This is a genomic window from Vibrio sp. RE86, from assembly GCF_013114545.1.
Taxonomy (GTDB): domain Bacteria; phylum Pseudomonadota; class Gammaproteobacteria; order Enterobacterales; family Vibrionaceae; genus Vibrio.
In genome coordinates, this window is the sequence record NZ_VTXI01000019.1 from 48,187 (window position 1) to 60,160 (window position 11,974).

An 11,974-nucleotide genomic window follows, 5' to 3' on the forward strand; every position below is an offset into this window, starting at 1 on the left:
AAAATGGGTGCGATTTCTTTGATAGTTGCAGATCTATTTTACAAGCTAATTAATCTGGTTAAAATTTGCTTTTTCTCTTCGACGCTTGCTTTATTAAACCAATAGCCGAGCATTTGCACTGGCTGTGATGCCTCATTTGGAACTGATATTTGAGGAAGTTTTCTCTCTTTAAAGGCTATATCTGCAAACTGCTCAATCTCCGATGCATTTGCTTGTTCCATCCAGTAATCAAACATATTTGCTTCTGAGCTAGATGATTTCTCTTCGATTTTCTTTGACTCAGTGGTAACTGTAGTGCTTGTTGCGACAACCGCTGTAGTGCCTGCGATCAACTCTGGATAATTTTTCTTGTTGTACTTAACCAATTCTTTTTCATGATCTCGAGTAATACCGCCAAGGTTTGGCAGTTCATCCAGATCAAACTGAATTTGTTTTCCTTGAGCATTTTTGACCGAAAAACGTGGGGTTTCATTAAAAGCTTCGGCTTGTTCTACTCGCATAAGTTTCGCGTTTGCTTCAATGAATAACTCTTGGTTGCTTTCATCAAATGTCATAACAAACGCTTTAGAATTGAATTTCTCTTTCTCTCCCATTTTTTCAACAAGTTTAGAGACTCTTAATACAACTTGGTTCTTCCCATCAGGAACCGTATAAGCTGAACGTGCGAAGAATGAATATCCAACTTCTTCTCCACCAACAAGCAACGGAGATATGTCACTATGGAAATCGAGACTGACTTCCGCCCTTGGAGCAAATGAAGCAACCACAGCACCAATAACACACATCCTTTTTATTACTTTCATTTATTTATCTCCTTGAGTGAAAAGAGCATTCTTAAAAAGAATGCTCTCGATTTATAGTATGGTCAAAAGAACTAAATTAGAAGTAGTATTCCATACCTAGCAAGATGCGATGTGCCCACTCAGCATTGTAGCTGTTGTCTTTAGTATTGATTTCGTAGTTACGAGAATCGATGTACCAGTAAGAGCTTGGTAGTAGGTAACCGAAACGTGCTGTAATCGCTGTATCTGCACTGTTATCGATGCCATCTGCATCATCAGTACCTGCGTAACCCGCTTTTAGTACGTACTTGCTATCAATTACGTATTGAGCTGTTGCAGAGTAAGCGTTCTGACCTACATCACCCACTTCCATTGCTTTATACGCCGCAGTTAGCGTTAGATCACCTAGGAATACCGAACCACCGACGATGGCATAGTTACGGCTATCAACAGTTTCTTTCTGAGTACCGCCACCGTTATTTTTCCATTCTGTCCATGCAGGGTTTACAGACACTTCATCATTAGCACCAGTAACGATGAACTTATCTGGCTCACCTACATTTTGTTCATATGAACCTTGGTGGTAGTAACCAGCATGTACACTGAATGTATCAGTAGAGTAAGAAGTACCTAAGCTTGAAATCATTTGATCAACATCTTGCGTCATACCGCTAAGAGTCGCTTGGAAGTTGAAACCACCGAAGTTAGCCGAGTCAAAACGTAAAACACTGTCTGCACGATCTTGGTAGCCACCACCGATATCATTGTTCCAGTCAAATACGTTACCTAGACCAGGGTTTGAGTGTGGCCAGTCAACGTAGTTGTATGCTGCCACTAGCTGACGACCATATTTAAATTGACCAACACCATCAAATTCTAGACCTAGGTATGTATCACGTGCACCTAGACCGCCAGTGTTATCACCGTTGTTTGCGTTACCACCTTCCATCTGCCAGATGAATTTCGGTGCAATATCATCAAACTCAACTACGCCGCGGAAACCGATACGAGACTCAATCTCAGCACCAATACTCTCGCTATCACCTGCGTCGATAAGCGTAATGTTACCTGCTGCTTGGCCGTAGAATTGAACGGCATCGCCTGCTAGTTGAATTGCTGCATTAGCAGAACCAGTCATAGCGGCTGTTGCCACTGCTGCACCTAGAAGGGTACGTTTAAACATTTTGTCCATGGAATAAACTCCTAAAAATGGATATAGCTGTCTTATTATTTTCTCGCCTTAAGTTGGCCGCCGAAGGGAGAAATCATTTCCTATGTTGAAATCAAAAACTCTTCATGAATTAGCGATTTCTATTTCCTGCATACACCCCGTGTATCCATGTTTCTCAGACTAACTTCGCGTAGAAAAACATCAACCAGAACTTAATTTCTATATAAAAAAATATGACCCGCCACAAACTTTTATAAACAGAGTGATCATGATCTCTTTTTAAAAATGAACTTTACAAAAAACACTAAAAAACCTTCAAAAACAAATAGTTAAAAAATTAAAAAACATAAACCAACTTGAAGTGACTCGCATTTTTTTATCGAGAATAGGGTTAATGATAATGAATTAGATACCAGTCACAGATCGAAAATGGGTGATATGGGGTGATTATCACGACATTATTTCGGACAAAAAAAAACCACCTTTACGGTGGCTTTCTTTGACTTATTTTGACCTTACATGAGTTTGATAAGATCTTGCTCGGTTCGAATTTCGATGCCCAGTTCTTGCGCTTTTGCTAACTTAGAACCTGCGTTTTCACCAGCAAATAGAATATCTGTTTTCTTAGAAACACTGCCTGTCACTTTCGCACCTAAGTTTTGCAGAGCGGCTTTTGCGTCACTCCGAGTCAATTGAGATAAAGACCCAGTAAGGACAACCGTTTTTCCTTCTAGCGGTTGAGGGGCGCTTGTATCTTTCTCCTGGATTTCAGGCCAGTGAATCCCTTGTTCAATCAGTTCATCAATCACAATCTGGTTTTTGTCTTGTGCAAAGAAAGCCGTAATATGACTCGCAACAACGTCACCAATATCAGACACGGCAATCAAAGATTCGTGATCAGCTGCCTTAACTGCCTCTAGCGTTTTGAAGTGTTGAGCTAAGTTAGCAGCCGTTGCTTCGCCCACTTCGCGAATACCCAGCGAGTACAAGAAACGAGGAAGTGTGGTTTCTTTTGCTTTGTTCAGAGCATCAACAACATTTTGTGCCGATTTTGGCCCCATACGATCAAGTACAGTAATAACTCCAGCGGATAGCTTGAATAGATCAGCAGGCGTTTCAACCATCTCTCTATCGACCAACTGCTCAATCACTTTTTCCCCTAACCCATCAACATCTAGAGCCTTACGCGAAACAAAGTGCTTCAATGCTTCTTTGCGCTGCGCTTGGCAAACAAGACCGCCACTACAACGCGCTACCGCCTCTCCTTCAACACGTTCAACAGTAGAATCACAAACAGGGCAAGCCTCAGGGAAAACAACTGAACGAGCGTCGTTAGGGCGACGATCTTTCACAACGGAAACGATCTGTGGGATCACATCACCTGCACGGCGAATGACTACGGTATCACCGACCATCACACCAAGACGTTCAATTTCATCGGCATTGTGAAGCGTCGCATTACTGACTGTTACGCCACCGACAAACACGGGTTCTAGTTTGGCAACAGGTGTGATTGCACCAGTTCGACCGACTTGAAATTCCACTTCGTTCAGTGTCGTAATCTCTTCTTGTGCCGGAAACTTATAAGCGATTGCCCAGCGTGGTGCTCGTGCAACAAAGCCTAGTTGCTCCTGCAGTGCAACATCATCAACCTTGATCACAACCCCATCAATTTCGTACGCCAATGCATCTCGACGCTGCAGAATATCTTGGTAGTAAGCTTTGACTTCATTAAGGTTCGATACTCGCTTAGTCTCAGGGCACATAGGCAGCCCCCAAGCTTTTAGCTGCAAGAAGCGCTCATAATGACTGGTTGAGAGTACTGCGCCTTCAACCACGCCCACGCTGTAAGCGTAAAAACTCAGTGGTCGAGTTGCCGTAATTCGAGAATCTAGTTGACGTAAGCTACCTGCAGCCGCATTACGAGGGTTAACAAAAACCTTTTCACCTTTCTTTTGTGCGAGCTCGTTCAGCTTGTCAAATCCAGCTTTTGGCATAAAGACTTCGCCGCGTACCTCAATACGCTGCGGCCAACCTTCGCCTTGCAGCTTTAGTGGAATCGCTTTAATTGTACGTACATTCTCGGTGATGTTTTCGCCCGTCGCACCATCACCACGAGTCGCCGCTTGGACTAAAATACCGTTCTCATACAGTAGGCTTACTGCCAAACCATCCAGCTTTGGCTCACAACAGAACACATCAAATTTAGCTGAAGGGATACGATCGCCCATACGCTTGTGAAAGCTTTCAAGCTCACCGTCATCAAACGCATTATCTAGAGAGAGCATCGGAATCTCGTGATTTACTGATTCGAAACCATCAAGCGGCATACCACCAACACGTTGGCTTGGTGAATCAACAGTAACCAGTTCAGGGTTTTGAGATTCAAGTTCCATCAACTCTCGCATTAGACGATCATATTCAGCATCTGGAATTTCAGGGCTGTCCTCGACGTAGTATTTAACGCCGTGATAGTGGAGTGTTTCACGTAATTGATTTAGTTTTTCTTGAATCTCTATCGACATGGTTAACTCTATTTCAATCTTTCATCATTAGTGGCAGGGAGTATGAACACCCAACACACTGTTATCAACTGGTAGGTAAACTAAAAAAGGCTCCACAATGGAGCCTTTTTCGATTATTCATAAAGGTTAGGCTTGCTTCTGAGCTTTAAACGCCTGAATCTGAGCACGATAGCTATCGAGACGATTTGGCGTCATTAGGTTCCGCGCATCATCCAAAACATTCGCACCAAGATCATTGGCGATCTCTTGAGCGGTACGAAGCATTAAATTGAACGTTTGATCAGGCTCACCGAAACCAGGCAAAGTCATAAAGAATGAAATGCCTTTTGTTGAAAAATCCGCAGGGTTCGTATGCTTTAACGTTCCAGGCTGCATCATGTTAGCAACACTAAATTGCACTTTACCTTGACCTTCAGGCTCAGTGAAGCAATGGAAAATACTCATTGCACCGTACGTTAAGCCGTGGCGAGTCATGCTATCGAATAGCTCTGTACCAGAGAAGGCATCTTCGCCTGCACAATGCACGTTAAGAACAATAACTTCTAGCGGCTCTTCTTCCGTTTTATCTTCAGCGTCAGCCACAACGTCTTCTTTTACGATCTCTGAATCATTCAATTCGGTAGATTTGACTTCAGACTCCTGAACGACAACAGGTTCAATGGTCTCTTCTACTTCATCGATAGAGCGTGAAGAGAAAGAAGGTACATCTAATTCGACTTCTTCTTTAACTAACGTAGGCTCTTGTTCCGTTACGGTTTGAGTTGGTGTCGTATCAACTTCTTGATAGCCATCAATGAGTGGGTCTGCTGCAATTTCATCTGGAGCGACAAAACCTGGCTCTTTGCGCTCTTTCTTAATGATTTCAAAATCATCTTCAGGTGCAAAAGCTCTTTCTGGTACTACGTCAGCATCATCATTATCGACATCTAACTTACCAAGCGGTTTGTTGCCAAATTTGGCTTTCCCTTCTTTTTTACTTGTCCATAATCCGTGAAACAGTAAAGCGGCAATCGCCAATGCTCCGACAATTATGAGTACAAATCGCAGTTCCTGCATTTTTAGCTCTCATTTGTTCAATATAAAAGCAAACACTTTGCTCATATTAAATCTGTTGTAACGATACTTTGAGTTACTCTACCAAAACTCTCCCCTGTTTTAGAACAAATTAATGTGAGAAGTTCCGATAATGTTGTGATTTTGAACACGCTTTTTTCTTGTTAAGATAGAAAGCGTTCGTTTTTACACCACAAATAATGATTATGACTACATCAATTCGCCAACGCTCAGGCTTCGGCTATTTCTTCCACGGAATAGAGTTAGCGCTCACTCCTGGGATTCGCCAGTTTGTTATCTTGCCGCTTCTTGCCAATGTTGTATTGGTTGGTGGTGCTTTGTTTTATCTATTTTCCCACTTGGATGTTTGGATTGAACAATTGATGGGACAACTTCCCGACTTCTTATCTTGGCTGAGCTATTTGCTTTGGCCATTATTGGTATTGACCATTCTTGCCACTTTTTCCTACTTCTTTAGTACCCTCGCTAACTTTATTGCGGCACCATTTAATGGCCTGTTAGCAGAGAAAGTAGAAGAACATTTAACACAGAAAAAAGTAAATGAAGATGGGATGCTTGCCGTCATTAAAGATACGCCACGTATCTTGGCTCGCGAATGGCGAAAACTCGTCTACGTACTACCAAAAGCGATTGGCCTTTTCTTGCTTCTGTTGATACCGGCACTGGGCCAAACCGTGGGTCCAATTTTATGGTTTATCTTTACAGCTTGGATTCTCGCGATTCAATACTGCGATTACCCATTTGATAACCATAAAGTGTCATTTAACGACATGCGTTACAATTTGAAACAAAAACAAGGCAAGGCATACGGGTTTGGCGCTTTAGTTTCAGTGTTTACGACGATTCCAGTGTTAAACCTCATCGTAATGCCCGTTGCTGTATGTGGTGCAACATCTATGTGGGTGGCCGAATTTAAGAACCAACATAGCTAACAATATCACCTCTTAATATAAGCGCATGTAATAACGTGCGCTTTGTCCAATTTCATATCATATAACTTTTTAATCCTTTTCTCGCTGTGGTTCCTACCATAATCTTCTAAGCAGACAACATGAGTCACTTATTGAATACACACTTGCTTACTTTCATACGTACGGTATATTAAGCAAGATATCAAATAGATGAAGGATCACACCATGAGCAAAATCTACGAAGACAACTCTCAAACTATTGGTAACACTCCTCTAGTGCGCCTTAACAAAGTAAGTAACGGTAAAGTTTTAGCAAAAGTTGAAGCCCGTAACCCAAGCTTCAGCGTTAAGTGTCGTATCGGTGCCAACATGATTTGGGAAGCAGAAAAGGCAGGCACTCTTAAAGAAGGTGTTGAACTGGTAGAGCCAACAAGTGGTAATACTGGTGTTGCTTTAGCATTCGTTGCAGCTGCTCGTGGCTATAAGCTAACGCTAACAATGCCAGAGTCAATGAGTCTTGAGCGCCGTAAGCTTCTTAAAGCTCTAGGTGCAAACCTTGAGCTAACTGAAGCAGCAAAAGGGATGAAAGGTGCGATTGCTAAAGCAGAAGAAATCGTTGCAAGCAACCCAGAAAAATACCTGCTTCTACAACAATTCAACAACCCAGCAAACCCACAGATCCATGAAAAGACAACAGGTCCTGAGATCTGGGATGCAACTGATGGTGAAATCGATGTATTCGTAGCGGGTGTCGGTACAGGTGGTACGATTACAGGTACAAGCCGTTACATTAAAGGTGAGAAAGGCAAAGCGATTACGTCTGTTGCCGTTGAGCCAGCGGAATCTCCAGTCATCGCACAAGCACTAGCAGGTGATGAAATTCAACCAGCACCACACAAAATCCAAGGTATTGGCGCAGGTTTCATCCCTGGTAACTTAGATTTAGAGCTTGTTGACCGAGTTGAATCTGTAACATCTGATGAAGCAATTGCAATGGCTCGTCGCCTAATGGAAGAAGAAGGTATCCTTGCGGGCATTTCATCTGGTGCGGCAGTTGTAGCAGCAAACCGCTTAGCGGAACTCCCTGAATTTGCAGGAAAAACTATTGTAACGGTTCTACCGAGTTCTGGTGAGCGTTACCTAAGTACAGCCCTATTTTCTGGCATCTTTACAGAGAAAGAGAACCAACAGTAATACGTGGTTAAATCAATTTTTCGCCTAAAAAAGCCCCATTCAGGGGCTTTTTTGTTGATCCCTGCCTCACCTTTGGTAATATCAGTCCTGTTTTATTTTTAGCTTCAAAATAAAGAAGCTAAATAAGAATTTATGTCAATTGCGAAAGACGGCGTAGACTAGAAGCGCGATTGTAGAATTTACAACCAGTATCAGTTCTGACACGAAATGAACGTTCTGCATCTAGCAGAATATCGTATTTGGCGTTAAGCTAGGTCTGGTTAAGAAACTATCAAAATAAATCAATTGGGGTATATAACATGTACGAGAAGCAAGTAGAAATCACTGCAGAAAACGGTCTTCACACTCGTCCAGCTGCACAGTTCGTAAAAGAAGCTAAAGCATTCGACGCAGACATCACTGTGACTTCTAACGGCAAAAGCGCTAGCGCGAAAAGCCTATTCAAACTACAAACTCTTGGCCTAGTTAAAGGTACTGTAGTTTCTATCTCAGCTGAAGGCCCTCAAGCTCAACAAGCTGTAGACCACCTAGTTGCTCTAATGGACGAGCTACACTAATCAGGTGTTACTATTTTCAAAGCCATTTTGTGAAAGCAAAATGGCTTTGTTGGAAATAGGCCCATATATAAGCTACAACTATTCGTTAGCGCACTCATTATTCTCCCGTTTTTAAAGTTGACCAATTTAAGGTAAGGCTATGATTTCAGGCATCCTAGCATCTCCTGGTATTGCTATCGGTAAAGCACTACTACTTCAAGAAGATGAAATCGTTCTAAACACAAACACTATCACTGAAGACCAAGTTGAATCAGAAGTTCAGCGTTTCTTTGACGCTCGTAACAAATCTTCAGCTCAGCTAGAAATTGTTAAGCAGAAAGCACTTGAGACTTTCGGTGAAGAAAAAGAAGCGATCTTTGAAGGTCACATCATGCTTCTTGAAGACGAAGAGCTAGAGGAAGAAATCCTAGCACTGATCAAAAAAGACAAGATGCACGCTGATAACGCAATCTACACAGTTATCGAAGAGCAAGCATCAGCTCTAGAATCTCTAGACGACGAATACCTAAAAGAACGTGCAACTGACATCCGTGATATCGGTACACGTTTTGTTAAGAACGCTCTAGGCATCAACATCGTTTCTCTAAGCGATATCGATGAAGAAGTTATCCTAGTAGCTTACGACCTAACGCCATCTGAAACTGCACAAATCAACCTAGATTACGTTCTTGGTTTTGCTTGTGATATCGGCGGTCGTACTTCTCACACATCTATCATGGCACGTTCACTTGAACTTCCTGCTATCGTTGGTACAAACGATATCACTAAGCAAGTTAAAAACGGCGACATGCTTATCCTAGATGCGATGAACAACAAGATTGTTATCAATCCATCTGAAGCAGAGCTAGAAGAGGCGAAAGCAGTTAAAGCGGCATTCGTTGCTGAAAAAGAAGAACTAGCTAAGCTAAAAGACCTGCACGCAGAAACTCTAGACGGCCACCGTGTAGAAGTTTGCGGCAACATCGGTACTGTTAAAGACTGTGACGGCATCATCCGTAACGGTGGTGAAGGCGTAGGTCTGTACCGTACTGAATTCCTATTTATGGACCGTGATGCACTTCCTACTGAAGAAGAGCAGTACCAAGCGTACAAAGAAGTTGCTGAAGCAATGAACGGTGAGTCGGTAATTATCCGTACTATGGACATCGGTGGTGATAAAGATCTTCCTTACATGGATCTTCCACAAGAGATGAACCCATTCCTAGGCTGGCGCGCAGTACGTATCAGCTTAGACCGTCGTGAAATCCTACGTGATCAGTTACGTGGTATTCTGCGTGCATCGGCACACGGTAAGCTTCGCATCATGTTCCCAATGATTATCTCTGTTGAAGAGATCCGTGAACTGAAGAAAGCAATCGAAGAGTACAAAGCAGAACTTCGCGCTGAAGGTCATGCATTTGACGAAGAGATCGAAATCGGTGTAATGGTTGAGACTCCAGCAGCAGCAGCTATCGCACACCACCTAGCGAAAGAAGTCGCATTCTTCTCTATCGGTACTAACGACCTTACTCAGTACACGCTAGCAGTAGACCGTGGTAACGAGATGATCTCTCACCTATACAACCCACTATCACCAGCTGTACTAACAGTAATCAAGCAGGTTATCGATGCGTCTCACGCTGAAGGTAAGTGGACAGGTATGTGTGGTGAGCTAGCAGGCGACGAGCGTGCAACTCTACTTCTACTTGGTATGGGTCTAGATGAGTTCTCAATGAGCGGTATCTCAATCCCTAAAGTGAAGAAAGTAATCCGTAACTCTAACTTCGCTGAAGTTAAAGCAATGGCTGAAGAAGCGCTTTCTCTACCAACAGCTGCAGAAATCGAAGCAGTAGTAGAAAAATTCATCGCCGAGAAAACTCAATAATTAGCTAATTCCAATGAGATAGACGGCAAAAATTGTCGTCTATCTTGTGAGATTGGTATACTATAATTCGACAGAATTAAATTAAAACGTTAGGAGCACGACACAATGGGTCTGTTTGACAAACTTAAGAAGCTAGTATCTGACGACAGCGCTGACGCTGGTGCAATCGAAATCATCGCACCTCTATCTGGTGAAATCGTTAACATTGAAGATGTGCCAGATGTTGTTTTCGCTGAGAAAATCGTTGGTGACGGTATCGCTATCAAACCTGCTGGCAACAAAATGGTTGCTCCAGTAAACGGTACTATCGGTAAGATCTTCGAAACTAACCACGCTTTCTCTATCGAGTCTGACGACGGCGTTGAGCTATTCGTTCACTTCGGTATCGATACTGTTGAACTAAAAGGCGAAGGCTTCAAGCGTATTGCTGAAGAAGGTCAAGCAGTTAAAGCTGGCGACACTATCATCGAATTCGATCTAGCTCTTCTAGAAGAAAAAGCGAAGTCGACTCTAACTCCTGTTGTTATCTCTAACATGGACGAAATCAAAGAGCTAAACAAGCTTGCTGGTTCTGTAACTGTTGGTGAGACTCCAGTTCTACGTGTAACTAAGTAATCTCTACTTAGCCGAACACGAAAAAACGCAGCCATTGGCTGCGTTTTTTGTATCTCAACTTTCTCTTTCTAATTCAGTCCCAACGCATATTTCAATACCTGCGCTTTAAGTGGGCCTGTGTTCTCTGCAATTTTTAGTGCCGCATTTCTAAGTAGCTTAAGCGGTGCAACATCATTACTAAAGCCCTTGTAGAAGAAGTCCATTCCAGACTGCATCAGTAGATTATCAGGGCGACGTTTACGCTCATACTGACTTAATCGTTCTGCGGATAGTTCACTCTGACCACTCGTGACATCCAACAACACCGCGACATCTTTAAAGCCAAGGTTTACCCCCTGCCCTGCAAGCGGGTTAATAGTATGTGCTGAATCACCCACTAAGACGCAGTTTCTCGCATGGTACTTTTGAGCATGACGTCGGGTCAGAGGAAACGAGCCGGATTGAAGCACTTTGATATCCCCTAATTCCTGTGGGAAATGGGCCAACACCTCCTCACGTAACTCAGCAGATGACATAGAAGATAAACGCTTAATTCGACTTGGCGAGTCGTACCAAACCAGAGAACCTTGAGCGACTTCTTTCCCATCCACTTGCAAAGAAGACAATGGCAAGAACGATCTTGGCCCTGACGGCGTAAATTGCTGCCAAGTAATGTCTTGCTGTTGAAGTGCGGTCTCAACATTGATGAGCATACAGTGCTGGCGGTAATCCCAAGCAGTAATCCCGACACCCGCTAGTTGGCGAACTTTTGAGTTTGCGCCATCCGCTCCGACAACTAAGCCTGCACTAAATCGGGTTCCTGAAGCCAGCTGAACGGTATTTACATCACCAAACTCAATGTTCTCTAACGTATCAGGGCAATGAAGTGTGATGTTGTCGAACGCTTCAAACTGCTGCCAAAGGCCTAGTTGTATCAGTCGGTTCTCAACAATGTAACCTAACTGCTCCATCTCTAACTGCTCTGCATGAAAGCGGGTTCTGCATTCAGGATGTTCCCAGGTCTCTAAGCGGCGATACGGGCATACGCGCATTTGAGAAATTGATTCCCACGCGCCGAGCTGATCAAGAATTGCCACAGAATGCTCTGAAATGGCAGATACTCGAATATCCATTGGTTGATCCGAAGAAAAAGCTTTTGGCTCAGCGCCATCAACAACGACAACACTGCGCCCTTGTTTCGCAAAACCAATGGCGGTCGCAGCACCGACCATGCCACCACCAATAACGGCAACATCAAAATCGCTCATAATTTGTTCTTCATCATATTGATTATTTGGCTGT

Annotated in this window: 10 protein-coding genes; 5 read left to right on the plus strand and 5 right to left on the minus strand. The window is 43.2% G+C overall.

Annotated features, from left to right (window positions below; translation table 11 throughout):
- Positions 1 to 38: 38 nt before the first annotated feature.
- From F0231_RS16505 to zipA, 4 genes are all read right to left on the minus strand, one after another.
- On the minus strand, positions 39 to 803 hold the full coding sequence (locus tag F0231_RS16505; RefSeq protein ID WP_171760803.1) for a DUF2057 family protein: 765 nt from the start codon (positions 801 to 803) through the stop codon (positions 39 to 41).
- Positions 804 to 879: 76 nt separating this feature from the next.
- A complete protein-coding gene (locus tag F0231_RS16510; protein ID WP_171760804.1) occupies positions 880 to 1,974 on the minus strand; it encodes a porin in 1,095 nt (364 codons plus the stop codon).
- Positions 1,975 to 2,468: 494 nt separating this feature from the next.
- Positions 2,469 to 4,478 carry an NAD-dependent DNA ligase LigA gene (gene ligA, locus F0231_RS16515; protein WP_171760805.1) on the minus strand — a complete coding sequence of 670 codons (2,010 nt, stop codon included), beginning with the start codon at positions 4,476 to 4,478 and terminating at the stop codon, positions 2,469 to 2,471.
- A 126-nt stretch (positions 4,479 to 4,604) separates the two neighbouring features.
- On the minus strand, positions 4,605 to 5,534 hold the full coding sequence (zipA, locus tag F0231_RS16520) for a cell division protein ZipA (protein WP_171760806.1): 930 nt from the start codon (positions 5,532 to 5,534) through the stop codon (positions 4,605 to 4,607).
- Between the two features lie 203 nt (positions 5,535 to 5,737).
- On the opposite strand from zipA, the gene cysZ reads away from it, so the two are divergent.
- The 5 genes from cysZ to crr all read left to right on the plus strand — a co-directional run bounded on the left by cysZ (position 5,738) and on the right by crr (position 10,693).
- Positions 5,738 to 6,484, plus strand: coding sequence for a sulfate transporter CysZ (gene cysZ, locus F0231_RS16525; RefSeq protein WP_171760807.1), 747 nt, complete (start codon positions 5,738 to 5,740; stop codon positions 6,482 to 6,484).
- Between the two features lie 204 nt (positions 6,485 to 6,688).
- A complete protein-coding gene (gene cysK, locus F0231_RS16530; protein WP_171760808.1) occupies positions 6,689 to 7,657 on the plus strand; it encodes a cysteine synthase A in 969 nt (322 codons plus the stop codon).
- Between the two features lie 299 nt (positions 7,658 to 7,956).
- Complete coding sequence (locus F0231_RS16535) at positions 7,957 to 8,214, plus strand: HPr family phosphocarrier protein (RefSeq protein WP_171760809.1); 258 nt, start codon at positions 7,957 to 7,959, stop codon at positions 8,212 to 8,214.
- Positions 8,215 to 8,353: 139 nt separating this feature from the next.
- A complete protein-coding gene (ptsI, locus tag F0231_RS16540) occupies positions 8,354 to 10,078 on the plus strand; it encodes a phosphoenolpyruvate-protein phosphotransferase PtsI (protein WP_171760810.1) in 1,725 nt (574 codons plus the stop codon).
- 105 nt (positions 10,079 to 10,183) lie between these two features.
- The gene (crr, locus tag F0231_RS16545) at positions 10,184 to 10,693 is read left to right on the plus strand and encodes a PTS glucose transporter subunit IIA (RefSeq protein ID WP_008081455.1); all 510 of its coding nucleotides are present in this window, start codon (positions 10,184 to 10,186) and stop codon (positions 10,691 to 10,693) included.
- Between the two features lie 68 nt (positions 10,694 to 10,761).
- On the opposite strand, the gene F0231_RS16550 is transcribed toward crr, so the two are convergent.
- The gene (locus F0231_RS16550) at positions 10,762 to 11,940 is read right to left on the minus strand and encodes a 2-octaprenyl-3-methyl-6-methoxy-1,4-benzoquinol hydroxylase (protein ID WP_171760835.1); all 1,179 of its coding nucleotides are present in this window, start codon (positions 11,938 to 11,940) and stop codon (positions 10,762 to 10,764) included.
- Positions 11,941 to 11,974: the final 34 nt, after the last annotated feature.

What these genes read in the sequence shown, in the direction of transcription:
- F0231_RS16505 (WP_171760803.1), bottom strand. Translation starts at nt 803, where the DNA reads ATGAAAGTAATAAAAAGGATGTGTGTTATTGGTGCTGTGGTTGCTTCA.
- cysK (WP_171760808.1), top strand. Translation starts at nt 6,689, where the DNA reads ATGAGCAAAATCTACGAAGACAACTCTCAAACTATTGGTAACACTCCT.
- cysZ (WP_171760807.1), top strand. Translation starts at nt 5,738, where the DNA reads ATGACTACATCAATTCGCCAACGCTCAGGCTTCGGCTATTTCTTCCAC.
- zipA (WP_171760806.1), bottom strand. Translation starts at nt 5,534, where the DNA reads ATGCAGGAACTGCGATTTGTACTCATAATTGTCGGAGCATTGGCGATT.
- ligA (WP_171760805.1), bottom strand. Translation starts at nt 4,478, where the DNA reads ATGTCGATAGAGATTCAAGAAAAACTAAATCAATTACGTGAAACACTC.
- F0231_RS16510 (WP_171760804.1), bottom strand. Translation starts at nt 1,974, where the DNA reads ATGGACAAAATGTTTAAACGTACCCTTCTAGGTGCAGCAGTGGCAACA.
- F0231_RS16535 (WP_171760809.1), top strand. Translation starts at nt 7,957, where the DNA reads ATGTACGAGAAGCAAGTAGAAATCACTGCAGAAAACGGTCTTCACACT.
- F0231_RS16550 (WP_171760835.1), bottom strand. Translation starts at nt 11,940, where the DNA reads ATGAGCGATTTTGATGTTGCCGTTATTGGTGGTGGCATGGTCGGTGCT.
- crr (WP_008081455.1), top strand. Translation starts at nt 10,184, where the DNA reads ATGGGTCTGTTTGACAAACTTAAGAAGCTAGTATCTGACGACAGCGCT.
- ptsI (WP_171760810.1), top strand. Translation starts at nt 8,354, where the DNA reads ATGATTTCAGGCATCCTAGCATCTCCTGGTATTGCTATCGGTAAAGCA.